General features: G+C 73.6%; 20 protein-coding genes. 9 read left to right on the forward strand and 11 right to left on the reverse strand.

Annotation, left to right across the window (positions count from 1 at the left end):
- Window positions 1–36 precede the first annotated feature (36 nt).
- Window positions 37–5,748: a biotin carboxylase N-terminal domain-containing protein gene (locus AB0J24_RS20110; RefSeq protein WP_358683472.1), complete on the forward strand. Its 5,712-nt coding sequence runs from the start codon at window positions 37–39 to the stop codon at window positions 5,746–5,748.
- A complete protein-coding gene (locus AB0J24_RS20115) occupies window positions 5,745–6,512 on the forward strand; it encodes a beta-ketoacyl-ACP reductase (RefSeq protein WP_358683474.1) in 768 nt (255 codons plus the stop codon). Before AB0J24_RS20110 ends, AB0J24_RS20115 begins: the two co-directional genes overlap by 4 nt.
- A gap of 135 nt (window positions 6,513–6,647) precedes the next feature.
- Here AB0J24_RS20115 and AB0J24_RS20120 read toward each other — a convergent pair whose 3' ends face one another.
- On the reverse strand, window positions 6,648–7,859 hold the full coding sequence (locus AB0J24_RS20120) for a glycoside hydrolase family 3 N-terminal domain-containing protein (protein WP_358683476.1): 1,212 nt from the start codon (window positions 7,857–7,859) through the stop codon (window positions 6,648–6,650).
- Between the two features lie 76 nt (window positions 7,860–7,935).
- The gene (locus AB0J24_RS20125; protein ID WP_358683478.1) at window positions 7,936–8,925 is read right to left on the reverse strand and encodes a glutathione S-transferase C-terminal domain-containing protein; all 990 of its coding nucleotides are present in this window, start codon (window positions 8,923–8,925) and stop codon (window positions 7,936–7,938) included.
- A 536-nt stretch (window positions 8,926–9,461) separates the two neighbouring features.
- On the opposite strand from AB0J24_RS20125, the gene AB0J24_RS20130 reads away from it, so the two are divergent.
- Together AB0J24_RS20130 and AB0J24_RS20135 are read left to right on the forward strand one after the other, a co-directional pair.
- Window positions 9,462–10,349 (forward strand): class I SAM-dependent methyltransferase, encoded by an 888-nt coding sequence (locus AB0J24_RS20130; RefSeq protein ID WP_358683480.1) that lies wholly within the window; start codon window positions 9,462–9,464, stop codon window positions 10,347–10,349.
- Window positions 10,346–11,176: a methyltransferase domain-containing protein gene (locus tag AB0J24_RS20135; RefSeq protein ID WP_358683482.1), complete on the forward strand. Its 831-nt coding sequence runs from the start codon at window positions 10,346–10,348 to the stop codon at window positions 11,174–11,176. The genes AB0J24_RS20130 and AB0J24_RS20135 overlap by 4 nt, the downstream gene beginning before the upstream one ends.
- 165 nt (window positions 11,177–11,341) lie before the next feature.
- On the opposite strand, the gene AB0J24_RS20140 is transcribed toward AB0J24_RS20135, so the two are convergent.
- From AB0J24_RS20140 to AB0J24_RS20165, 6 genes are all read right to left on the reverse strand, one after another.
- Window positions 11,342–11,512 carry a hypothetical protein gene (locus tag AB0J24_RS20140; RefSeq protein WP_358683484.1) on the reverse strand — a complete coding sequence of 57 codons (171 nt, stop codon included), beginning with the start codon at window positions 11,510–11,512 and terminating at the stop codon, window positions 11,342–11,344.
- A 48-nt stretch (window positions 11,513–11,560) separates the two neighbouring features.
- Window positions 11,561–12,478, reverse strand: a complete 918-nt coding sequence (locus AB0J24_RS20145; protein ID WP_358683486.1) for an alpha/beta hydrolase — start codon at window positions 12,476–12,478, stop codon at window positions 11,561–11,563.
- Window positions 12,463–12,996 carry a GtrA family protein gene (locus tag AB0J24_RS20150; RefSeq protein WP_358683488.1) on the reverse strand — a complete coding sequence of 178 codons (534 nt, stop codon included), beginning with the start codon at window positions 12,994–12,996 and terminating at the stop codon, window positions 12,463–12,465. The genes AB0J24_RS20145 and AB0J24_RS20150 overlap by 16 nt, the downstream gene beginning before the upstream one ends.
- A gap of 164 nt (window positions 12,997–13,160) precedes the next feature.
- The gene (gene pcaG, locus AB0J24_RS20155; protein ID WP_358683490.1) at window positions 13,161–13,724 is read right to left on the reverse strand and encodes a protocatechuate 3,4-dioxygenase subunit alpha; all 564 of its coding nucleotides are present in this window, start codon (window positions 13,722–13,724) and stop codon (window positions 13,161–13,163) included.
- Entirely contained in the window at window positions 13,721–14,440 is a 720-nt protein-coding gene (gene pcaH / locus AB0J24_RS20160) for a protocatechuate 3,4-dioxygenase subunit beta (RefSeq protein WP_358683492.1), read from the reverse strand. Before pcaH ends, pcaG begins: the two co-directional genes overlap by 4 nt.
- A 45-nt stretch (window positions 14,441–14,485) precedes the next feature.
- Window positions 14,486–15,733, reverse strand: coding sequence for a 4-hydroxybenzoate 3-monooxygenase (locus AB0J24_RS20165; RefSeq protein ID WP_358683493.1), 1,248 nt, complete (start codon window positions 15,731–15,733; stop codon window positions 14,486–14,488).
- A 69-nt stretch (window positions 15,734–15,802) separates the two neighbouring features.
- Between AB0J24_RS20165 and AB0J24_RS20170 the strand changes: the two genes are divergently transcribed.
- Window positions 15,803–16,585: an IclR family transcriptional regulator gene (locus AB0J24_RS20170; protein ID WP_358683494.1), complete on the forward strand. Its 783-nt coding sequence runs from the start codon at window positions 15,803–15,805 to the stop codon at window positions 16,583–16,585.
- A gap of 6 nt (window positions 16,586–16,591) precedes the next feature.
- Here the strand turns inward: AB0J24_RS20170 and AB0J24_RS20175 are convergent, their stop codons facing one another.
- Entirely contained in the window at window positions 16,592–17,461 is an 870-nt protein-coding gene (locus tag AB0J24_RS20175; protein WP_358683495.1) for a helix-turn-helix transcriptional regulator, read from the reverse strand.
- Between the two features lie 151 nt (window positions 17,462–17,612).
- On the opposite strand from AB0J24_RS20175, the gene AB0J24_RS20180 reads away from it, so the two are divergent.
- Together AB0J24_RS20180 and AB0J24_RS20185 are read left to right on the forward strand one after the other, a co-directional pair.
- Window positions 17,613–18,581: an SDR family oxidoreductase gene (locus AB0J24_RS20180; RefSeq protein ID WP_358683497.1), complete on the forward strand. Its 969-nt coding sequence runs from the start codon at window positions 17,613–17,615 to the stop codon at window positions 18,579–18,581.
- A gap of 46 nt (window positions 18,582–18,627) precedes the next feature.
- Entirely contained in the window at window positions 18,628–19,776 is a 1,149-nt protein-coding gene (locus tag AB0J24_RS20185) for an epoxide hydrolase family protein (protein ID WP_358683499.1), read from the forward strand.
- On the opposite strand, the gene AB0J24_RS20190 is transcribed toward AB0J24_RS20185, so the two are convergent.
- Window positions 19,751–21,004 carry an FIST N-terminal domain-containing protein gene (locus tag AB0J24_RS20190; RefSeq protein ID WP_358683501.1) on the reverse strand — a complete coding sequence of 418 codons (1,254 nt, stop codon included), beginning with the start codon at window positions 21,002–21,004 and terminating at the stop codon, window positions 19,751–19,753. The two genes, AB0J24_RS20185 and AB0J24_RS20190, sit on opposite strands and share 26 nt — an antisense overlap.
- Window positions 21,005–21,619: 615 nt before the next feature.
- Here AB0J24_RS20190 and AB0J24_RS20195 point away from each other — a divergent pair.
- Complete coding sequence (locus AB0J24_RS20195) at window positions 21,620–22,219, forward strand: superoxide dismutase (protein ID WP_358683503.1); 600 nt, start codon at window positions 21,620–21,622, stop codon at window positions 22,217–22,219.
- Between the two features lie 54 nt (window positions 22,220–22,273).
- Here AB0J24_RS20195 and AB0J24_RS20200 read toward each other — a convergent pair whose 3' ends face one another.
- Window positions 22,274–23,566, reverse strand: coding sequence for a competence/damage-inducible protein A (locus tag AB0J24_RS20200; RefSeq protein WP_358683505.1), 1,293 nt, complete (start codon window positions 23,564–23,566; stop codon window positions 22,274–22,276).
- A 462-nt stretch (window positions 23,567–24,028) separates the two neighbouring features.
- Here AB0J24_RS20200 and AB0J24_RS20205 point away from each other — a divergent pair.
- On the forward strand, window positions 24,029–24,492 hold a 464-nt coding region (locus tag AB0J24_RS20205), incomplete at its 3' end, for a glycosyltransferase (RefSeq protein ID WP_358683507.1).

Raw genomic sequence — 24,492 nt, forward strand, 5'->3', positions numbered from 1 at the left:
GCAGCAGCGCCCACGTCAGGAGCAGTGAAAACCGCCATGTTCTCGCGCATCGCCATCGTCAACCGCGGCGAGCCCGCCATGCGACTGATCAACGCCGTCCGGGAGTGGAACGCCCAGAACGCGCCCGACCGGCGCCTGCGCACCATCGCCCTGTACACCGCGGTCGATCGCCGCGCGATGTACGTACGGGAGGCCGACGAAGCCGTCCTGATCGGACCGGACGATCCCGATCACATGGGCCCGAGCCCCTACCTCGACCACGACGAGCTGGAGCGCGCGCTGCGCACGACCCGGGCCGACGCGGTCTGGCCCGGCTGGGGTTTCGTGTCGGAGAAGGCCGACTTCACCGAGCTGTGCGAGCGGCTGGGGATCACCTTCGTCGGCCCGTCGGCCGAGGTCATGCGCCGGCTCGGCGACAAGATCGCGTCGAAGCAGCTGGCCGAGTCGGTCGGCGTGCCGATGGCCCCGTGGTCCGGCGGCCCGGTGGTCGACATCGAGGCGGCACGCAAGGCCGGGGAGTCCATCGGCTACCCGCTGATGGTGAAGGCGACCGCGGGTGGCGGCGGTCGCGGCATCCGGTTCGTGGCGGGGCCGGAGCAGCTGGACGAGGCGTTCGAGCGCGCGGCGTCGGAGGCGGCGCGGACCGCGGGCGACGCGACGGTGTTCATGGAACGGGCGGTCGCCGGTGGCCGGCACGTGGAGGTGCAGGTCGTCGCGGACGCCACCGGTGACGTGTGGACGCTCGGGGTGCGCGACTGCTCGGTGCAGCGGCGCAACCAGAAGGTGATCGAGGAGTCCGCCTCCACCGCACTGGACGCCGAGCAGGACCGGCTGCTCCGCGACGCCGCCGCCGATCTGGCGCGGGCCGCAGGTTACGTCAACGCGGGCACGGTCGAGTTCCTCTACCAGCCCGAGGAGAAGCTGCTCTCCTTCCTGGAGGTGAACACCCGGCTGCAGGTCGAGCACCCGGTCACCGAGGCGTGCACGGGTGTGGACATCGTGAAGCTCCAGCTGTTCATCGCGGCGGGCGGCACGCTGGCGGAGGCCGCGGGCGGCACATGGGCGCTGGCCGCGGGCGGCACATCGACAACAGCCGCGGGCGGCACGTCGACAGCAGCCGCGGGCGGCACGTCGGCAGGCGTCGTGCCGTCCGCGCAGGGCTGGGCGATGGAGGCCCGGCTCACCGCGGAGGACCCGGAGCGCGAGTTCGCCCCGGCGCCCGGCCGGATCGAGCATCTCGCCCTGCCGAGCGGCCCGGGCATCCGGGTGGACACCGGCGTCGCCGCCGGTGACGTCATCCCCCCTCAGTTCGACTCCATGATCGCCAAGGTGATCGCCTGGGGCCGCGACCGCGACGAGGCCAGGGCCCGGCTGTCCCGGGCGCTACGCCAGACCGCGGCGGTGATCGACGGCGGTTCCACCAACAAGGCGTTCCTGCTCGACCTGCTCGACCGCGACGAGCTGCGCTCCGGCCAGGTCGAGACGACGTGGCTGGACACCATGATGGCGGCCGGCTACACGCCTCCGCGCCGGCTCGACGTGGCGCTGCTGGCCACCGCCGTCCAGTCGCACGACGGGCACGTCGCCCGCCAGCAGGACCGGCTGTTCCGCTCCGCCGAGGCCGGTCGGCCGGAGGTCGGGTACGAGACCTGGCACCAGACCGACGTCACGGCCGCCGGGCAGTCCTACAAGCTGCGGGTGGCCCGCACCCGGGCGGGCCGCTACCGGGTCGAGCTCGACGGTGCTGCCCAGGTCGTCGACGTCGACGTCGAGCGCAACGGCGCCTACGAGCGCCGGCTCACCGTCGGTGAACAGAGCTGGACGGTGCTGTCGGTCGCCCAGGGGCCGGACTACCTGGTCGAGGTCGACGGTGCCGTGCACCGCATCTCCGGCGGGGAGGCGGGCATCGTGCGCGCCCCGGCCCCGGCCATGGTGGTGGCGTTGCCGGTCTCGGCCGGTGACACCGTCGCCGAGGGCGACACGCTCGCCGTCGTCGAGTCGATGAAGCTGGAGACCTCGCTGCGGGCGCCGTTCGACGGCACCGTCGCCGAGGTGCTCGTGCCGGCGAACACCCAGGTCGACGGCGGCACGAAGCTGCTCAGGCTGGAGCCGCTGGCCGACCCGGACGCCGGTGCCGTCGCCGCCTCCGGTGAGCGGGTCGGGTTCTCCGCGTTCGGCACCGCGGACGGTTCCGGTGACCCGGCCGCGGCCGCCGCGGACGCGCTGTCCGCGCTGCGCTTCCAGGTGCTCGGCTTCGACGTCGACGAGGGCCAGGCCCGGCCCCAGCTGCGGCGCCTCGCCGCCGCGCGGGACGCCCTGCCGATGGACGACCCGGCCGTCCTCGCCGGCGAGACGACCGTGCTGCGGATCTTCGCCGACCTGTGCGCGCTCTCGCGCAACCGCTCCGAGACCGACGACGAGACCGGTGAGACCGAGCGGAACCCGCAGGAGTACCTGTACGCCTACCTGCGCAGCCGGGACGCCGAGCACGAGGGCCTGCCCGAGTCGTTCCAGGCGAAGCTGCGCCGGGCGCTGGCGCACTACGGCGTCACCGACATCTCCGCCGACCCGGAGCTCGGCCCGGCGCTCTACCGGATGTTCCTGGCCCACCGCCGCGCCCCGCACCAGGTGCCGGTCGTGCTGGACCTGCTGAACTGGCGGCTGCGGCACCCGGAGTCGGTCGCGGGGCTGTCCGCGTCGGCCCGCGAGGAGTACCTCCGCACGCTCGACGAACTCGTCGTCGCCACCCAGCTGCGGCATCCGGTGGTCGGCGACACCGCCCGCCTGGTCCGCTACCGCGCGTTCGACGCGCCGGTCGTGGCCGCCGAGCGGACCCGCGCGCTGCGCGAGGTCCGGGACACCCTGGATGCGCTCGCCGCCGCCCCGGACGGCGCCGACCGCGCCCGGCGGATCGACGCGCTGGTCGGTTCCTCGGAGCCCATCCTCGGTGCCTTCGGAGCCCGGCACGACGCGGTGCTGCTGGAGGTGATGACCCGCCGCTACTACCGGGTCCGCCCGCTGCGCGACCTGGAGCTCACCGAGCACGCCGGCCGTCCGCTGCTCACCGCGCGCTACCAGCACCTGGGCAACGACCGCACACTGTTCGCCACGGTCATCGACAACAACGACCCGCGCGGCGCGCTGGCCACGGCCGAGGAGCTGCGGCGCCGGGTCGGGGAGCTGGAGGGCGGGCGCACCGCGCTGGTCGACCTCTACGTCACCTCCACGAAGGCCGACGACGGGGGTGACCCGGACGCCCGCGCCGAGCGGGTCCGGGCGGCGCTCGGCCGGGTGCCCGCGGCGCTGCACCGGGTGGCGGTCGCGGTGCGGCCGAACCCGGGTGCCGACACCGGGGAGGCCGCCGAGCCGCCCACCTGGTTCACCTTCCGGCCGGACGACGACGGCGACCTCGTCGAGGACCGCAGGCTGCGCGGCATGCACCCGCTGGTCGCCGACCGGCTGCGGCTGTGGCGCTTCCGTGACTTCGAGCTGACCCGCCTGCCCGCGGCCACCGATGTGCACCTGTTCCGTGCGGTCGGCCGCAACGTCACCGCCGACGACCGCTTGGTCGCGATGGCCGACGTCCGCGAGCTCACCGTGCTGCGCGACGACGAGACCGGCCGGATCCGCTCGTTGCCGCAGTTCGAGCGGGCGCTCGACGCCTGCATCAACTCGCTGCGCAGCGCGCGCGCCGGGGACCGGACGCTCGCCCGCACGTCGTGGAACCGGATCCAGCTCTACGTCTGGCCGGAGGTCGACGTGCCGCTGGCCGAGCTGGACTCGGTGGTGCGCAAGCTCGCGCCGCGCACCGCGAACCTGGGGCTGGAGCAGGTGCTGGTGGAGTTCCGCTCGGCCGACGCGAGCGTCGGAACCGGTGGCCAGGACGGGCCGCGGTCGATGCTGCTGCGGATGTCCCGTCCGCCCGGCGCCGGGCTCACCGTCCGGCTGGACCAGCCGCCGACCGAGCCGATGCGCGAGCTCGACTCCTACGACCAGAAGGTGCTCAAGGCGCGGCGCCGCGGCGCGGTCTACCCGTACGAGATCGTCCCGCTGCTGACCGCCCCGATCGACGCCGGGCCGGGCAGCTGGCAGGAGTACGACCTGGACGCCGACGGGGTGCCGCACCCGGTCGACCGGGCACCCGGCGGCAACACCGCGAACATCGTGCTCGGCGTCGTCACGGTGCCGACCCGGCGTTACCCGGAGGGCATGCGCCGGATCGTGCTGCTGGGCGACCCGACCCGCGCGCTCGGTGCGATCGCCGAGCCGGAGTGCCGCCGGGTGCTGGCCGCGATCCGCCTGGCCCGCGAGCTGGACGTGCCGATCGAGTGGTTCGCCGTCTCGGCCGGCGCGAAGATCGCCATGGACTCCGGTACGGAGAACATGGACTGGATCTCCCGGGTGCTGCGCGGGATCATCGAGTTCACCCAGGACGGCGGCGAGATGAACGTCGTCGTCACCGGCATCAACGTCGGCGCCCAGCCCTACTGGAACGCCGAGGCCACGATGCTCATGCACACCAAGGGCATCCTGGTGATGACGCCGGACTCGGCCATGGTGCTGACCGGCAAGCACTCGCTGGACTTCTCCGGCGGTGTCTCCGCCGAGGACAACTTCGGCATCGGTGGCTACGACCGGATCATGGGCCCGAACGGGCAGGCGCAGTACTGGGCGCCGGACCTCTCCGGTGCCGTGCAGGTGCTGCTCACGCACTACGCACACACCTGGACGCTGCCCGGCGAGCGGTTCCCGCGGCCGGCGCCGACCACCGACCCGGTCTCCCGGGACGTCACGACCGCCCCGCACTCCGGGCCGGGCTGCGAGTTCGCCACGCTCGGCGAGATCTGGGCGCCGGAGACCAACCGGGAGCGCAAGAAGCCGTTCGACATCCGGTCGGTGCTGCGCGGCGTCGCCGACGCCGACCACCCGACGTCCGAACGGTGGGCCGACATGCACGACGCCGAGTCGGTCGTCGCGCTCGACGCGCATCTCGGCGGGCAGCCCGTCGCGATGATCGGCATCGAGTCGCGACCGCTGCCGCGGCGCGGCCCGAGCCCGGTGGACGGCCCGTCGCAGTTCACGGCGGGCACGCTGTTCCCGCGTTCCTCGCGCAAGTGCGCGCGGGCGATCAACGCGGCGTCCGGCAACCGGCCGCTGGTGGTGCTGGCGAACCTGTCCGGGTTCGACGGTTCGCCGGAGTCGTTGCGCGGGTTGCAGCTGGAGTTCGGCGCCGAGATCGGCCGGGCCATCGTCAACTTCGACGGGCCGATCGTGTTCTGCGTCGTGTCCCGCTACCACGGCGGCGCGTTCGTCGTGTTCTCCGGGACGTTGAACGACAACATGGAGGTCGCCGCGATCACCGGGTCGTACGCCTCCGTGCTGGGCGGCGCGCCGGCCGCCGCGGTCGTCTTTGCGAGCGAGGTCAACGACCGGACCGCGAAGGACGAGCGGATCACCGGCCTCGAGGCCCGGATCGCCGAGGCGACCGAGGCCGGTGACGAGGCGGGCGCCGCCCGGTTGCGTGGCGAGCTCGCCGCGCTCCGGCCGGACGTCCGTTCGGAGAAGCTCGGTGAGGTCGCCGAGGAGTTCGACACCAAGCACTCCATCGAGCGGGCGCAGAGCGTCGGCTCGGTGCACCGGATCGTCACCCCGGACCAGCTGCGGCCCTACCTGGCCGACGCCGTGGCACGGGGCATGAAGCGCACTCTCGACACCGCCACGAGCGGGACCACAGGAGGAACGGAATGACCGCAATTTCCGACACCCACCCGGACCAGCGCGTCGCCATCGTCACCGGAGGTGCCCGCGGCATCGGCGCCGCCATCACCACCGCCCTGGCCCGCCAGGGCGTGCACGTCGCCGCCGGATACTCCTCGAACTCCAAGGCCGCGGAGGAGCTGCAGGAGAAGCTGGGCGCCGAGGGCGCCTCGGTCTCGGTGCACCAGGGCAACGTCGGCGAGCCCGCCGACTGCTCGCGCGTCGTGTCCGAGGTGCTGGAGCAGAAGGGCCGGGTCGACTACCTGGTCAACAACGCCGGCATCACGGTTGACAAGACCGTCCGCAAGCTGACCGTCGACGACTGGCACGCCGTGCTGCGGATCAACCTCTCCGGCGCCTTCTACATGACCAAGGCCGTGCTGGAGCACATGACCGGCAACGGGTTCGGCCGGATCGTCAACATCTCCTCGGTGATCGGCCAGACCGGTTCGGTCGGCCAGGCGAACTACGCGTCGTCGAAGGCCGGGCTGATCGGCTTCTCGAAGTCGCTGGCCCAGGAGGTCGCCCGCAAGGGCATCACGGTCAACTGCGTCGCTCCCGGCTTCATCGAGACCGAGATGGTCGCCGCGGTGCCGGAGAAGGCCCTCGAGAAGATCATCTCGAAGATCCCGGTCGGTCGGCTCGGCCAGGCCGACGAGATCGCCCGCGCCGTGCAGTTCCTGGTCGACGACCGCGCCGGGTACGTCACGGGCTCGGTGATCAGCGTCAACGGCGGCCTGGACATGGCCTCCTGAGCCCCGGCCCCGTCCCACTGTCGGGGGGTGGGACGGGGCCGGTCGTCCGCGCGCGGCGGGGGGCACCGAGGCGGCACCGCGCCACCACCGTCCGGGCGCGCCCCGGCGGCCGGGTGGCCCGGTGCCACGCGGCGCTCAGCCCCGGGTGCAGAGCCCCTTCGACTCCAGCACCCGGGCGACGGCCGCGTCGTTCGCCCCGGCCGTGATCCGGCCGTCGCCGAGCGCCCGCTCGGCGGCGTCGAGCAACGGGCCGACCGGGGTGACGTTGGAGAACAGCGCGATGTCCGCGCCGGCGGCCAGCGCCAGCGACGTCGACTCGGCCAGCCCGAACCGGTCGGTGATCGCCTTCATCGCACCCAGGTCGTCGGTCATCACGACGCCGTCGAACCGGTACTGCTCGCGCAGCAGCCGGTAGGCGGCCGGCTCCACGCTGGTGGGGACGTCGGTGGTCAGCCCGGGGACGTCGAGGTGCCCGAGCATCACCCCCACCCGGCCCTCGAGCGGTGCGCCGGGACCCACCAGCGCCTCGTAGGGCAGCAGGTCGCTGCGCTGCAGCTGCTCCAGCGGCGGGGTGCTCACCGAGCCCTCGTGCGAGTCACCGGAGCTGCTGCCGTGCCCGGGGAAGTGCTTGAGGACGCCGAACACGCCGCCCGCCTGCTGGCCCTCGGCCCAGGCGCGGGCGTAGCGGATCACGGTCTGCGGGTCGTCGGAGAAGGCGCGGTCGCCGATCACCGACGTCCGCGGCTGGTCGGACACGTCCACCGTGGGGGCCAGGTTCCAGGTGACCCCGCGGGCCTTCAGCTGCTCGGCGCGCTCGCGGGCGATCCCGGTGACCTCGTCCGGGGTGTTCGACCGGGCCATCTCCCGGGCGCTGGGGATGTCACCGTCGAGTTCGTCGATCCGCTGGACCCGGCCGCCCTCCTCGTCGACGGCGACCGCCAGCGGGAGCGCCGACGCGTCCTGCAGGGCCTGCATCCGGCCCGGCTGCAGCAGCGCGGTGCCGTTCCCGCCGAGGAACACCCCGCCGACCTTCGAGTCCCGCACGATCGACGCGGCCCCCTCGGGGTCGGACGCGTCCACACCGACCATGAGCCGCTGCGCCAGCCGATCGCGCGGGGAGAGCTTCGCGACCTCGGGTGCGCAGGTGTCGACGACCTGCCGGACCTGCCCGGCGCCCGCGGGCGGGGCCGCCGGCGGCGGGGGCCTGCCGTCGGTACCGGCGGTCAGGGCCGGTGCGCCCACGACCAGGGTCACCGCCCCGGCCACGAGCGCACCGACGACGGCGGCGCTGAGCAGCCCGGCGCCACGCCGGCGGGCCCCGGTGACCGGGTGGGGGTGTACGCGCATCGTGGTCCATCGTGACAGCCCCGCGTGGGCGGGGCCGCGGTGCCCGTGGCGGCGCGGACGGGTGGTCGGGGCGGGCTCAGCCGATCTCCGGGACCCGTTCTCCCGCCGGTGGTGGCCCGGGCGGCGTGCCGTCGCCGAACGGGCGGCCGCCGAGCTCCTCCCGGCCGTGCGGGGTCAGCCAGCCCGCGGTGTCCGGCCCGAGCGGCACCACACCGGTCGGGTTGATCGTGGTGTGCACGCCGTAGTAGTGCTGCTTGATCTGGTCGAAGTCGATCGTGTCGCCGAAACCGGGCGTCTGGAAGAGGTCCCGGGCGTAGGCCCACAGCACGGGCAGCTCGGTCAGCTTGTGCCGGTTGCACTTGAAGTGACCGTGATAGGCCGCGTCGAACCGGACCAGCGTCACCCACAACCGGATGTCGGCCTGGGTGATGGTGTCCCCCACCAGGTAGCGGCGGGTCGCAAGGTACTCGGAGAGCTCGTCCAGCCGGGCCCACAGTGCCCGGAAGGCGCGCTCGTAGGCGGCCTGGGTGGAGGCGAAGCCGCACTTGTAGACGCCGTTGTTGACGTCGTGGAAGACGCCCTCGCCGATCCGTTCGATCGCCTCCGGGTCCGGCCACAGGTCCGGGGCGCCGTCGCGGTGCAGTGCCCGCCACTGGGTGGACAGGTCGCGTTCCAGTGCGGCGTACTCGTTCGTCACGACCTTGCCCGACGACACCTCGACCATCGCCGGGACGGTGACGCCCTTGTCGTAGCCGGGGATCGCCTTCTCGTAGGCCTCCCGCAGGTACTCGATGCCCAGCACCGGATCGACGTCGCCGGGGTCGAGATGGAAGCGCCAGCTCCGCTCGTCGTGCAGCGGGCCCGCGATGCCGAGCGAGATCGCGTCCTCCAGGCCCAGCAGCCGCCGCGTGATGATCACCCGGTTCGCCCAGGGACAGGCCCGGGCGCCGACGAGCCGGTAGCGCCCGGCCTCGACCGGCCATGGTGACGACCCGTCGGCGGTGATCCGCTCGGCCACACCGAGGGGGTCGCGTACGAACTCGCCGGTCCCGTCGTCGCTCGCCATGGAGCCGACGGTAGTGCGCCGGTGACCTCGTCGCAGGCCCGGCTCGCGGACACCCGGCGGTGGTCGCGGGCCGCGGGCCACCGGTCCGTGGGCCGGCCCGGGCCGGACCGCACCTTCATCGAACCGGGCGGCATGTTCGACCACCCGTGGAGTGGCGCCGTTGCCGCGAACGGGTGAACTTCGAATCCATACAGTGGTGGAGGTCACAGAATCTGTTTGCGTTGCACCGGGCGAAACGTGTGCGGCGTGTCGCGGTGCGCGTCGTCACGGCGCTCGGGGCGAGCGGCACGGAGGCGGGCGGTGCGACCACACCCGATCCCGCCACTGGTCGGACCGCCCGCGCAGCGGACACGTGACCACGCCCGCAACGGCTCCGAAATGTGACGGAAACCACCGTCGGTTCCAGGTTAGTTGCGTATAACACAACGGCAGGGTCCGATCCAGGCCGCTCGCACCGATCCGGACGGGGGGCCACTGTCCGTTTTACCGTCGGTCCGACCCGCAGCACCCGAAGACTTGTCGAGGAGACGCGGTACATGACGGCCGACCACCGCACCGACAGCGAGCTGCCCGAGCTCGGAAGGACCGTCCAGGAGTTCGGGGACTCCCCGACCGAGGTCCGGGAGTCCACCCACTACAAGCACGAGTACGTGCAGACCTTCGTCGACAAGTGGGACGAGCTGATCGACTGGCGGGCCCGCTACCAGAGCGAGGGCCGGTTCTTCGTCGAGCAGCTGCGTCAGCGCGGCGTGCGCAGTGTGCTCGACGTCGCGACGGGGACCGGGTTCCACTCGGTGCGCCTGTTGGAGGAGGGCTTCGAGACCGTGGTCTCCGCCGACGGCAGCGCCGAGATGCTGGCCAAGGCGTTCGACAACGGCATGAAGTTCGGCGGGCACATCCTGCGCGTCGTGCAGGCGGACTGGCGCTGGCTCAACCGTGACGTGCACGGCGAGTACGACGCGATCATCTGCCTGGGGAACTCGTTCACCCATCTGTTCTCCGAGAAGGACCGCCGCAAGGCGCTCGCCGAGTTCTACGCGATGCTGCGCCACGACGGCGTCCTCGTCCTGGACCAGCGCAACTACGACGCGATCCTGGACAACGGCTTCTCCTCGAAGCACCAGTACTACTACTGCGGTGACGGTGTGGTCGCCGAGCCGGAGTACGTCGACGACGGACTCGCCCGGTTCCGGTACCAGTTCTCGGACGGGTCCGAGTACCACCTGAACATGTTCCCGCTGCGCAAGGACTACACCCGGCGACTGATGCACGAGGTCGGTTTCCAGAAGATCGAGACCTACGGCGACTTCCAGTCCAGCTACGCCGACGACGAGCCGGACTTCTTCGTGCACATCGCGGAGAAGGCCTACCTGGAGGAGGACCTGGACTCGGCAGTGGAGCCGGCGGAGGTGGAGAAGCCGTGACCCGGGCCCGGACCGCCGAGCACACCGCCCGCAGCTACTACGACTCCCCCGATGCGGACAACTTCTACTCCCTGGTCTGGGGCGGCGAGGACATCCACGTCGGTCTCTACCAGACCCCGGACGAGGAGATCGCCACCGCCAGCCGCCGCACGGTGACACGGATGGCGGAGGTCGCCGGCGTCGGTGCCGGGGACCGGATCCTCGACCTGGGGTCGGGTTACGGGGGCGCCGCCCGCCAGCTCGCCACCCGGTTCGGGGTGAGCGTGCACTGCCTGAACCTGTCGCCCGTGGAGAACGACCGCAACATCCGGCTCACCAGGGAGCAGGGCCTGGAGGACCTGGTGACCGTCGCGACCGGCACCTTCGAGGACGTGCCGGTCGAGGACGGCTCGGTCGACGTCGTCTGGTCGCAGGACGCGTTCCTGCACTCCGGCGACCGGGACCGGGTGCTCGACGAGGTCGTCCGGGTGCTCCGGCCCGGTGGCCGGGCCGTGTTCACCGACCCGATGGCGGTCGACGGGCTCGACCAGTCCTCGATCCAGCCGATCCTGGACCGGATCCAGCTGTCGACGATGGCCACCCCCGGCTTCTACACCGCCGGGCTGGAGCGCCGCGGCGCGTCCGCGGTGACCTTCCACGACCATGCCGGACAGTTGCCGACGCACTACCGGCGGGTCCGGGAGGAGCTGGTCGCCCGCGAGCCGGAGCTGGGCGCCGCCATCTCGGAGGACTACATCGCCGCGATGAAGGCGGGGTTGCAGCACTGGGTGGACGGCGGGAACGCCGGCAAGCTCACCTGGGGGATCGTGCACGCCGTCAAGGGCTGACGACGCCGGGGGCCCGGCCGTCCCCGACGGTGCCGGGCCCGCGGTGCGCGCCAGGCCGGCGGCGCACCGGGCCCGCGATACGCCGCCTCCCGGATGCCTGCCGTACCGATGCCCCTGCCGTACCGAGGCTCCGGGCGCGCCCGTGACACCTGTCGCGCCGGGGTATCAGTCGTCCTGGTCGTCGCCGTCCTGGTCGTCGCCGTCACCGCCCTGCTGCTGCTCCTGCTGGGTCGGTGCGGGTGCCTCACCTCCCCCGCAGGACGCCGCGGTGGTGGACACGAGTGCCAGCGCGGCGACGGTCCCGATCAGGGCCTTGGACAGCGTGGTGCGTCGCATGGGTCCGAGTGTGCCCGGTACCGGCGGGGCCTGCCCGCCACGGACCCGTCAACCGGTCTGCTGCCCGGCGAGGAAGCCGCGGATCGCGGCGAGCGTCTCGGCCGGCCGCTCGTCCACCAGGAAGTGTCCGGCCTGTGCGACCGCCCGGCCGCTGACCAGAGCGGGATCGGCGGCCGCCCGGCGCCAGACCTCCAGCGGGCTCTCCGCGTTGGCGCCGACCACCCCCGACTCCCCCCACAGCACGAGGGTCGGGGCCGTGATCCGGTTGCCGGCCTCGGCGTCGGCGGCGTCGTGTTCGAGGTCGATCGAGGCGCCCGCGCGGTAGTCCTCCATCATCGCGTGCCGTGCCGCGGGATCGGCGAACGCGCGCTCGTAGGACGCCAGCGCCTCCGCCGGGTGCGCGTCGAGCCCGGAACCCCAGCCGCCCAGCAGCCGGTGCAGGTAGCCGATCGGGTCACCGGCGATCAGACGCTCCGGCAGATCGGCCGGCTGGATGAAGAAGAACCAGTGGTAGTAGGCGGTGGCGAGGGCGCGATCGACGTGGGAGTAGACGTACGCCGTCGGCAGGATGTCGAGCAGCGCCGCCCGCCGGACCCGGCCGGGATGGTCGAGCAGCATCCGGTGGGTGACCCGGGCGCCCCGATCGTGCCCGACCACGGTGAAGGAGTCGAACCCGAGCCGGCGCATCACCTCGACCTGGTCCCCCGCCATCGCCCGGAACGAGTAGCCCGCGTGGTCGGGGCCGGCCTCGGGACGCCCGGATGCGCCGTAGCCGCGCAGGTCGGTCGCGACGACGGTGTGGTCGCGGGCCAGATCCGCCGCGACCGGCCCCCACATCGCGTGGGTCTGCGGGAACCCGTGCAGCAGCAGCACCGGCGGGCCGTCGCCGCCCCGCACGCCGTGCACCGACACCTGTTCGCCCGGCCCACCGACGGTCAGGTCGAAGGGGGTCAGATCGCCGGACACCGCGGCTCACCTCCCGGGGCCACCGGGTCGGCGCCGCACCGCGGGCGCAGGTCGAACACCCAGAACCGCAGGACGACGAACCTGAGCAGCCCGCCCGCGAGGCTCGCCAGCACGAGCACGGCGGCCTCCTCGGCGGGGGTCGGGTCGACGGCCAGCGCGTGCAACCCGAGCAGCACGACGGAGCTGTAGCAGGCGTAGAAGGCGACGGTGCCGACGTCCTGCACCCATTCCCGCAGCCGGAAGGCGCGCGGCCCGCCGAACGCGAAGCGGCGGCTCAGCTCGGTGCTCAGCGCGGTCGTCGCGACGAGCGCGACCACGTTCGCCGGGACGGCCGCCAGCCACGGCCGCAGCAGTAGGAACAGCACCGCGTTCAGCGCCGTCGCGAGCCCGCCGACGACGGCGTAGCGGCTCAGCTGCCGCAGCAACGGGCGGTCGGCCGCGAGCCGCCGCACCGGGCGCAGGATCGTCCGTGCTCGCGAGTACACACGCCCGAGCACCCCGCCCCCCGCACCGGACACGGCCGTACCGTCCACCACCCACACCCCCTCGGCCCGATCTTCGCAGGAGTACCCGCCGGACGCTCCCCGAACCCGCCGATCGCCGCACACCCGTTCACCACGGTTCACACCCGGTGCAACAGGTGTGAACCGTGGTGAACGGGTGTGCGGTGGGCGGGGCCGGGTCAGAGCTGCAGGAAGACCGTCTCGCCGGCGCCGCGCAGGCGGATGTCGAAGCGGTAGCGGTCCGGGCCGTCGGGCACCGCGAGCAGAGTGTGCCTGCGCTCCTCGGGCACCACCGCGAGCAGCGGGTCGGTGGCGTTCGCCTCGGCGAACCCCGGGAAGTAGATCCGGGTGACGACCCGGTCGAGCAGGCCGCGCGCGAAGACGGAGACGTCGATGTGCGGAGCCTGGCCGGGCAGTGCGCCGGGCAGCAGAGTGCGGACGGCCCAGCGGCCGTCGTCGTCGGTGGGTACCCGGCCGAATCCGCGGAACCCCGGGTGGGAGACCGCGCCGCGCGGGTCGTCGGGATGGTCGAAGCGCCCGGCCGGGTCAGACTGCCAGGTCTCGATCAACGCGTCGGCGACCGCGGCTGCGTCACCGTCGGTGACGGTGCCACCGACCGTGATCGCGCCCGGGGTGCCCGCGGGGACGACGTCCGGTCCGTCCGGCCAGGTCAGCCCGAGCGACAGGTACGGGCCGACGGTCTGCGACGGGGTCAGGGCCGGTGGCGGCGGCGTCGCGGTCATGCGTGCGGCTCCTCGAACGGGGTCTGCTCGCGGCCACGGAGCACGATGTCGAACCGGAAGGCGAGCGCCCACTCCGGCCGGGTCGCGTCGAGGTCGAAGGTGGCCACCACGCGGTGCCGGGCCTGTTCCGGCACCGCGTTGTAGATCGGGTCCTGGGCGAACAGCGGGTCGTCCGGGAAGTACATCTGGGTGACCAGGCGCTGGGTGAACGCCCGGCCGAACAGCGAGAAGTGGATGTGCGCCGGCCGCCACGCGTTGTGGTGGTTGCCCCACGGGTAGGCGCCCGGCTTGATCGTGGTGAACGAGTAGTCGCCGTGGGCGTCGGTGAGCGTGCGGCCGCCGCCGGTGAAGTTCGGGTCCAGCGGGGCGGGCCAGTTGTCCCAGCGGTGCGCGTACCGGCCGGCGGCGTTGGCCTGCCACACCTCGACCAGGGTGTCCGGGACGGGACGGCCGCCGGAGTCGAGCACCCGGCCGAACACCACGATCCGCTGGCCGAGGGCCTCGCCGTTCGCACCGACGGTCAGGTCGTCGTCACCCGGCCGTACCGGGCCGGTCAGCAGCGGGCCGGTGACCTCGGTGAGCCGGTGCGGCAGCACGATCGGCTGCTGCGCGGGGGCGCGGAGCCCGGTGCTCCGGTAGCCGGGCGAGTTCAGCGGCGGGTGGGTGCCCTCGGGCACCGGTACGTAGCCCGGTGGACGGAGCAGCGGCGGCGTCATCGGCGGTCCTCTCGTGGTGGGCGTGGTAGCGCGGTCCGATCGGGTTCAGACAGCGCCGTGCGGGAGACCGACGTAGTTCTCGGCCAGGCTGGTCGCGGCGGCCCGGGAGGTCGCGGTGTAGCGCAGCTGGGACCGTTGCAGGCCGACCCCGAACGCGTCGCCGGCCTCGGTGTCCGGGGCGAAGCGGTGCAGCATCGACGTCATGAACCAGGAGAAGTGCTCGGCCCGCCAGACCCGGCGCAGGCAGGTCGCCGAGTACTCGTCGAGGCCGGTCGGCGAGCCGGTGCGGTAGAAGCCGGTGATCGCGTCGGCCAGCACCCGGACGTCGGCGATCGCCAGGTTCATCCCCTTCGCCCCGGTCGGCGGCACGATGTGCGCGGCGTCCCCGGCCAGGAACAACCTGCCCCGCCGCATCGGTGCCGCGACCATGCTCCGCATCGGGGTGACCGATGGCCTCTCCAGCAGCTCGCCCTCGTTCAGGGTGAAGCCGTCGCAGGCCAGCCGGGTCGCGAGCTCGTCCCAGATCCGGCGTTCCGACCAGTCGCCGGGATCGGTGTCGGGCGGTACCTGTAGATAGAGCCGGGTGACCTCGGGGCTGCGCATGGAGTAGAGGGCGAAGCCGTCGTCGTGGTGGGCGTAGACGAGCTCGTCGGTGGTGGGGGCGGCCCTGGCGAGCACGCCGAGCCAGCCGAACGGGTAGGTCCGCTCGGCGACGGCGAGGTCCCCGCCCGCCCCGGCCGCCGGCCGGGAGACGCCGTGGAAACCGTCGCAGCCGGCGACGACGTCGCAGCGCAGCACCCGCCCGGTGCCGTCCGCGGCCGTGTAGGTGATCGACGGAGCGTCGGTCGTGAGGTCGTGCAGCGCGACATCGGACACCTCGAACTCGACGGGCAGCCCGGCGTCGTCGATCCGGTCGGCGAGCAGGTCCTTCACGATCTCCTGCTGGCCGTACACGGTGATCCCGCTGCCGACCAGGTCGGCGAAGTCGATCCGGTGGTCGACGGCGGGCGCGCCAGGGGCCTCGGCGAACCGCAACGCGATCCCGGTGTGCGCCATGCCCTCCCGGTCCAGCCGGGCGGCCACGCCCGCCTCCTTCAGCAGTTCGACCGTGGGCGCCTCCAGGACGCCCGCGCGTACCCGGGACTCGATGTGGGCGCGGTCCCGGGCCTCCAGCACGACCGCGTCGATCCCGGCGAGCGCCAGCAGCCGGGCCAGTACCAGCCCGGCGGGCCCGGCACCGATGATGCCGACCTGGGTCCGGCTCTCGCGTCGTCGCGGGACGGGGCTCGTCATGGCGGTACTGTCCCCGACCGGCCGGGTCACGCTCGACCGCACTTCCGCTCTGCGGAAGACTGGCCGGTCATGAGTTCGCGTCCGGCCAGATCCGGGGTGACCGCCCGGGTCCTCGACGTCCTCGGGGCGTTCACCGCGTCGTCCCCCGCGCTCGGGCTGAGTGAGATAGCGCGGCGGTCCGGTCTGCCGCTGACCACCGCGCACCGGCTCGTCGGGGAGCTCACCGCGGGCCGGGCGCTGGAACGCGGTGCGGACGGCCGTTACCGGATCGGGCTGCGGCTCTGGGAGATCGCGCACCTCGCCCCGGCCAGCCGCGGACTGCGCGAGGCCGCGATGCCGTTCCTGGAGGACCTGCACGAGGTCACCCGGCACAACGTCCAGCTCGCCGTGCTCGACCGCGACGACCCGGGAGAGGTCGTCTACGTGGAACGGCTGTCGACCCGCGACGCCGTCTCGATCGTCAGCCGGCCCGGGTCGCGTCTGCCCTCGACCGCGACCGGCGTCGGCCTGGCGCTGCTCGCACACGCGCCCGCGGAGGACGTCGAGCGGGTGCTCACCCGCCCGCTGCGCCGCTTCACCCCGCACACCGTGTGCGAGCCGGATGGGGTACGCGCGCTGCTCGCCCAGGTGCGGGCCGGCGGGTTCGTCGTCTCCGACCGTCAGATCGAGGCGGTCTCGCTGTCGGTGGCAGCGCCGGTGCACGCCGGTGACGGCCCGGTCGTCGCGGCGCTGTCGGTCGTCGTCCCGGCCGACGGGACGAACCCACACACCTGGGTGCCCGCCGTCCGGGCGGCGGCCCGCGGGATCAGCCGAGCGTTGACCGGTCCGGCCGACCCGCCCGGGGCGGGCTGAACGCGGTCACCCGCGCCGGGGTGGGACGTGCTCGGGCGGCCCCAGCGAGCGCCCGGTGATCACCGAGAGCAGCTGTAGCTTCTCGTGGCTCTCGCTGCCCGGCGGCGCCGTGTACACGAGGAGCCGGTGCGACTGGTACGGGTCGAGCAGGGTCTGGCAGTTCAGCTCCAGCACGCCGAGCTCGGGATGGACCATCCGCTTGACCTCCTGCGGGGTCACCCCGATCTCGTGCGCTTCCCACAGCGTCCGGAACTCCTCGCTGCGGGCCAGGAGCAGGTCGGCGAACTGCGCGGCCCGGGAACCGGGGCCGCGCAGTGCGGCCAGGCCGCGCAGCCCGGACGCGTAGATCCGCGACATCAGCACGTGGTCGGACGGCGGGTGGATCTCGCGCGACGCCGGATCGGTGAACCAGCGGTAGCCGCGGCTGCGGGCGGGCCCGGTGAAGGCGGTCGCGTCACCGGTCAGGGCGACGCCCAGCGGGGTCTGCCGCAGCGTCTCTCCCAGTTCGGTGACGACCTCGGCCGGGGTGTCGGTGAGCCGGTCGAGGATGCGCACCAGACCCGGGCTGATGTGCTCGCTGGTCGATCCCCGGGCCGGCGCGGGCCGGCCGGCGAGCCGGTACAGGTGGTCCCGCTCGTCGAGCGAGAGGTGCAGGCCCTGTGCGATCGCGGCGAGCATCTGCTCGGACGGCTGCGGCCCGCGTTCGCGCTCCAGACGGGCGTAGTAGTCGGCCGACATGTGGCAGAGCGCGGCGACCTCCTCGCGGCGCAGCCCCGCGGTGCGGCGACGGCGTCCACGGGGCAGCCCGATGTCCTCGGGCTGCATGGCCTCGCGTCGTTTCCGGAGGAACGCCGCCAACCCGGCCCGGTCGATCATGGTCTACCGCCTCTCCGGTCGCTGCCTCGTTCCTACCGCCGGTGGGCCGCCGCAGCCACGGATCGGCAGTCCGTGGATAACGCCGCACGACCGGCCCAGTGTGGTGTGCACATCCACCGGGCACAGGCCCCAGGACGACCGGGAGACACCCATGCCACGCCGCACATCCGAGATCACCCTTCCCGACCTGAGCGGACGGCGCGCCGTCGTCACCGGTGCGAGCGACGGTGTCGGCGTCGGCATCGCCGCCCGGCTCGCCGCGGCGGGCGCCGAGGTGGTCCTGCCGGTCCGCAGCCCGGGCAAGGGTGCGGCGGCGCTCGCCACGATCCGGTCCGCACATCCCGGTGCAGAGGTGTCCCTGCGGGAGCTCGACCTGTCCTCGCTGCGGTCGGTGGCGGCGCTGGGCGAGCGGCTGACGGCCGAGCGCGCACCGATCCACCTCCTGGTCAACAACGCCGGCGTCATGACGCCACCGGACCGGCGGACCACCGCCGACGGTTTCGAGCTCCAGTTCGGCACCAACCACCTCGGGCACGTCGCGCTCGTCGCCCACCTGCTGCCGCTGTTGCGCGCGGGGAACGCGCGGGTGACCTCCCAGATCAGCGTCGCCGCGGCGCGCGGTCGCATCGACTGGGACGACCTCAACCGGGAGCGGGCCTACAGCGGGATGGACGCCTACCGCCAGTCGAAGATCGCCCTCGGCCTGTTCGGGCTGGAGCTGGACCGGCGCAGCCGGGCCGGTGGCTGGGGCATCACGAGCAACCTGTCCCATCCCGGTGTGGCGCCGACGAGCCTGCTCGCCGCGCGACCGGAGGTCGGCCGCGACCGGGAGACCCTGGGCCGACGGGTCATCGGTGCCCTCTCCCGCCGCGGTGTCCTGTTCGGGACACCGACGACCGCAGCGCTGCCCGCGCTGTACGCGACGACCTCACCGGAGGCCCGCGGCGGCCGCCCTCTACGGTCCCGACGGGCCGGGACACCCCGGGGGCTCGCCCACCGGGCAGAAGCTCTACCCACCGCTGCGCGACGCCGGTGCGGCCCGGCGGATCTGGGACGTCTCCGAGAAGCTGATCGGCGTCCCCCTCGCCACGGGGACCGCCACGCCCTGACCGCATCGTGATGGATCCGAGGCCGCGCCCCGCACCGCGGCGTGCCACGGTGGCGGGGTGCGCGACTTCCGCATCGAGATCCCCGAGGCCGAGCTCGACGACCTGCGCGAGCGGCTCGCCCGGACCCGTTGGCCCGATCCCCCGACCGTCGAGGGGTGGGACCAGGGTGTCCCGCTGGACTACGCCCGCGAGCTCTGCGAGTACTGGCGGACCCGATACGACTGGCGCCGGGTCGAGGCCGAGATCAACGCCTGGCCGCAGTTCCGTACCGGCCTCGACGGCGGCGGGGACGACTCGGTCGAGGTGCACGTGCTGCACGCCCGGTCGCCGCACCCGGGCGCGATGCCGCTGCTGCTCACGCACGGCTGGCCGGGATCGATCGTCGAGTTCCTGGACGTGCTGCCGGCACTCACCGATCCTCCGGACCCGGCCGACGCGTTCCACGTGGTCCTGCCGACGCTGCCCGGATTCGGGTTCTCCGGCAAACCGTCCGTGCCGGGCTGGGGGGTCGAGCGGATCGCGGTGGCCTGGGCCCAGCTGATGGACCGCCTCGGCTACGAGCGGTTCGCCGCGCAGGGCGGCGACTGGGGGGCGATGATCACCTCCGCGCTCGGGACGGCGGCGCCGGAGATGCTCTACGGCATCCACCTCACGATGGCGCTCGCGCCGAGACCCGACGACGAGGAGCTGCCGCTGTCGAAGCAGGAGAAGGCGGACATCGCCTTCGCCAAGAGCTTCGACCGCTACGGCGGCGGCTACTCCGCCGAGCAGTCCACCCGCCCGCAGACCATCGGGTACGGCCTCGTCGACTCGCCCGCCGCGCAGTGCACCTGGATCGTCGAGAAGTTCTGGGACTGGACCGACTGCGCCGGGCACCCGGAGAACGTCGTCAGCCGGGACCGGCTGCTCGACAACGTGATGCAGTACTGGCTGAACGCGGCGGGTGCGTCCTCGGCGCGGATCTACTGGGAGAGCTTCGCGCGGCGCCGGATGGACGACGTCGACGTGCCGACCGGGGTCGCCCAGTTCCCGCACGAGATGGTGAAGCTTCCGCGCTCCTGGTTGGAGCGCCGGTTCACCGATCTGCGGCACTTCTCCAGGCCCGACGTCGGCGGGCACTTCGCCTCCCTGGAGCAGCCGGAGATCTTCGTCGACGAGCTGCGGACCTTCTTCCGGGGCATCAGACCACCAGCAACGACGCCGTGAAACCGTGCAGGTGGTTGCGGCCGCCGATCGGCCCGATCTCCCCTGCCGCGAAGAACCCGGCGACCCGGGGCCCGGGGGCCCCGGATCCGCCGGACGCCGGATCGGCCGCCGCGCACCGCGGATCGAGTCCGGTGAGCACGGCGCGCACGTCGTGGTCCGGGTCGCCGAACATCCCGGCGCCGCGGCCGTTGCAGGAGAACAGCAGTGCCCCGGTGACGGGCCCGGACCGCCGGACCGGCCCGAGCAGCTCGTAGAGGTTCTGCGCGGCGCCGGCCGCGTCGCGGACCTGGAAGCGCACGGTGGTGCCGACGTCGACGACGTCACCGGCGACGACGGACCCCTCCTCGGCGTTCACCGCCAGCACCGGTCGGACCAGGAAGTCGCCGCGGCCGAGTTCGTCGGCGTGCTCGTCGACGGCGACGCCGATGTGCAGCCCGCGCAGCGCCTGCTGCTGCTCGTCCGGTGGCAGCGCCGCGACGATCTCGCGCAGCCGCTGGGCGGCGGACCGCCCGGCGAGCTCGCCGATCCGGTTGTGCTCGGCCCGGGTGACGACCATCGGCGGACCGATCGGCCGGCAGCCCTGGCTCACCACGATCCGGGGCGCGGTCCCGCCGCCGAGCAGCACACCGACCGCGCCACCCGGATGCACCCGCCCGTCGACGAACAGCCGGTTCACGCCGGGCCCGCCGGGGGCACTGGCCATGCCGCCGATCACCGGGAAGCCGGGACGGGTCTGGTTGATCCGGTCCAGGACACCGGAGATCGGGAACTCGTACGGGTCGGCGAGCAGGATCGCGGCCGTGTCGTCGTCGTCGGGGGTGCGCAGGCCGCGCACGGTCATCGCGTCGGCGCCGTCGGGGCCGGCCCCGGGGCGGCGCTCCGCGACCGGGGCGACGGCACGGACCCGGGTGCCCGGCATGCTCGCCGCCCAGACCGCCACCGCGGGCTCGCCCTCGACGCCGCGGGCGTCGGCGATCACCCCGTGCGCGGTGGCGCCGATCGCCGCCACGGCACCGGCCAGCTCCATCACCCGCAGGCCGGCGGCCTCGACCTCCGCGGCCGCCACCTGCGTCGTGGCGCCCGGGCAGACGAAGAAGACGACGAGATCGGCGGGGGCTCCCTCCAGCGCACCGAGCGCCTGAGCGGTCGCGACCTCGGCGGCACCGGTCAGGTCCGGCCCGACGGCGAGGCCGTCGCCGACCCGTCTCCCGGTCGCCGGGGCTGTCATGCCGCCTCCGTCCGCGGCGCCCGCCGGGCGCCCCTCACCCCGGGGCCGGATGCCCCGGGTGTTCGTCGCGACGCTACGGGAGCGCCCCGGACGCTGCCATCAGCCCGGACCGCCGGGGCGCGGACCGCGCGCGCCACGGCGTCCGCCCGCACGGCCTCGACCTCTCCGTGCCGGGCGGCCCGGGCCGTCCGGCCTCCCGTTCGCCGACGCCTCGCCGGCCGACACGGCCCGGTGCTCGTCGAGGTGTGCCCGGGCTCCGGAGGACCACGGGGCAGGCGTGCGGCGGGACCACCCGTGTCCTCGCGCCCGGCGGTCTGCTCGCGGCCGGGGTCCGAGCCGGGCGGGGGTGGGCGGCGGCGCGGAGGGGGTCCCGTTCGACGGGCGCGCCGAGCACACGGACCGGTTGCGCCGCAACACGCTCACCGCTCGGTCGGTGGCCCGGGGACGCCGGCGCCACCGCCCCCGACCGGACGACGGTCCGCAGGGCCCGCCGAGCTGCCCGGGTGAGGCATGCGTGCGGGCGGCGCGTCGCGGGTAGTCGTATCGTGAGACATAGTGGACGCGATCCGCGCGGCAACCGCCGCGCCCCGTCACCGAGGAGGTCGGAGACTACCGATGGCCGAGTACACGCTCCCGGATCTGCCGTACGACTACAGCGCGCTCGCCCCGCACATCGCGCCGGAGATCATGGAGCTGCACCACTCCAAGCACCACAACACCTACGTCCAGGGCCTGAACGCGACCCTCGAGAAGCTCGCAGAGGCCCGCGACAAGAACGACTTCGGTGCGATCGTCGGTCTGGAGAAGACCCTGGCGTTCAACCTGGGCGGGCACGTCAACCACTCCGCGTTCTGGAAGAACCTCTCCCCGGACGGCGGCGACAAGCCCACCGGTGACCTCGCCTCCGCGATCGACGAGAACTTCGGGTCCTTCGACGCGTTCCAGGCGCACTTCACCGCCGCCGCCACCACCATCCAGGGCTCCGGCTGGGCCATCCTCGGCTACGACCAGCTCGGTGGCCGGCTGCTGATCCACCAGCTCTACGACCAGCAGTCCCAGCTGCCGGCCGGCCAGACCCCGATCGTGCTGCTCGACATGTGGGAGCACGCGTTCTACCTGCAGTACAAGAACGTGAAGCCGGACTACGTCAAGGCCTGGTGGAACGTCGTCAACTGGGCGGACGCCGCGGAGCGCCTCGCCGCCGCGAAGGGCTGAGCGACCCTCTCCCACGAGCCCCGTCCGGTCCGACCGGACGGGGCTCGCGCACGTCTACCGGTGCGCGCCGGGGCCGGTCACACCGGTGACCCGAAGCAGCAGGTGCATCGCCAGGTCGACCGACCGCTCCCGGACGTCGGTGCGACCGCCGGGCAGCTGCGGGTCGCGGGCGAGCACCTGCCCGTCGGCGGTCGTCACGCAGAAGCAGACGTAGCCGACCGGTTTGGCCTCGGTTCCCCCGCTCGGCCCGGCGACCCCGGTGATCCCCACCCCGACGTCGGCACCGAACCGTTCCCGGGCCCCGTCGGCCAGCGCGCGGGCGACCTCCGGCGACACCGCGCCGTGCTCGGCGATCAGCTCCGGGTCGACGCCGAGCAGAGCCGACTTCGCCGCGTTCGAGTAGGCGACCACACCACCGGCGACGTAGGCCGACGAGCCGGCCCGGTCGACCAGTCGCCCGGCGAGCAGGCCGCCGGTGCACGACTCCCCGGTCGCGACGGTCCAGCCGCGATCCAGCAGCGCGCCGGCGAGCAGCTCGTCGGTGCTCCGCCCGTCGTCGCTGATCAGCCGACGGCGATGGGCGTCGACGATCCGGTCGGCCAGCTCGCGGGCGGTGCCCTCGGCACCCGGCAGGGGGTGCAGGTCGACCTCCAGCTCGGAGCGCCGCAGGCAGGTCGTGATCTCCACCCGGGAGGTGTCCAGTTCCCGGCCGATGCCGCGCAGGGTGGCCGCGATCTCCGACTCGGGCAGTCCGGCGAAGCGCAGCAGGATCGGTTCCGCGCGCGGGGTGCGGGCGAGCAGCGCCGCCACCGGGGGTGCATCCAGCGCAGCCGGCCACATCCCGGTCAGTTCACGGGGCGGCCCCGGAAGGACGACGACGAGTGGCCCGCCGGCACGGGCCACCACCAGACCGGGGGCGGTACCGACCGGCTCCAGCACCGCGGCGCCGCGCGGCACCCGGGCCTGTTTGGCGATCGAGTCGTCCAGGGCGGGGCCGTCCCATCCGGTCCGGGCGACCCATCCGGCGACCTTGGCGTGGATCCGGGCCTGCAGCGCGGGGTCGACCTGCATCGGGGCGTCACAGAACTCGGCGACGATCTCGGCCGTCAGGTCGTCGGCGGTCGGGCCGAGCCCCCCGGTGGTGACGACGAGGTCGTCGCCTGCGACGAAGTCCAGGCCCGACCGCAGGTCCTCGGGCCGGTCCCCGACCAGCAGCACCCGGCGCACCTGGAACCCGAGTTCCCCCAGAGCACGCGACACGAACGGGCCGTTCGCGTCGGCGACGAGGCCGGTCAGCAGCTCACTGCCGGTGACCAGCACGGATGCGGTGGGGCGGGACTCGGGCATGATCCGAATCTACCCGCGGCGGCCGCCGGGCACGCCCGGCGAACGGCCGCAGCGGCGCGGGCCGCCGCCGCACCGGCCAGGAGCGCCCGGGCCGGGCCGGGCATCGCGTGTTCACCCGACCGGGGCGCCCGTCACCGTCGTCGCCGCAGGTCGACCGGGCCCGCACCCCGGCACGCCCGGGTTTCTCACCCGGTCGTGGCCGACCCCCGTCCCGGACACGCCGAGCCACCACCGCGCACAGCGTGTCCTCGCGTCGACCGGGCCGTTCGTCGCGACGACGAACGGATCGGGGCAACCACCGGACGGCACGGTGAGTACCCGGCCCCCGCCCGGACCTGCGCCGACCCTGCGGCGTCCACCCCGAACGGTGGACCTGCCGCAGACGGTGACGCAGTGTGCCCGTCTGCCGTCGCCCGGCTGCTCTCAGTGTGGTCTCAGCACCGGTGGTCGACACTGGCTCGCATGTCAGGCAACTGCTGTGCGACCGCGGACGCCGCGACCTGGGTGGGCGAGGTCGACCGGCTGCTGCCGCTGCGCGACCTGCGGGTCGGATCCGAGTTCCACGCCGCCCGGCTGCTGGTCACGGTCGGGGGAACTCCGCAGGGCCAGGTGACGGTGCCGCTGCGCGCCGGCCGCGCCACGGTCGCCGATCTGGAAGCCGCCCTGACCACCCTCGGCCCGCCCGAGCAGGTCACCCCGGCACCGGTCGCGGCCGACCCGGTCACCGTGGTGATCGCGACCCGCAACCGCCCCGAGTCGCTCGCGCGCTGCCTGGCCGCGGTACTCGCCTCCGACCACCCCGACCTCTCGGTCGTCGTGGTCGACAACGACCCCGACGACGAACTCACCCACGACGCCGTCACCGCGACCGGCTCCCCACGGGTCCGCTACGTCCGCGAGCCCCGCCGCGGCGCCTCGGTCGGACG

It is taken from the genome of Pseudonocardia sp. NPDC049635, from assembly GCF_040659795.1.
In the GTDB taxonomy this organism is placed as follows: Bacteria; Actinomycetota; Actinomycetes; order Mycobacteriales; family Pseudonocardiaceae; genus Pseudonocardia.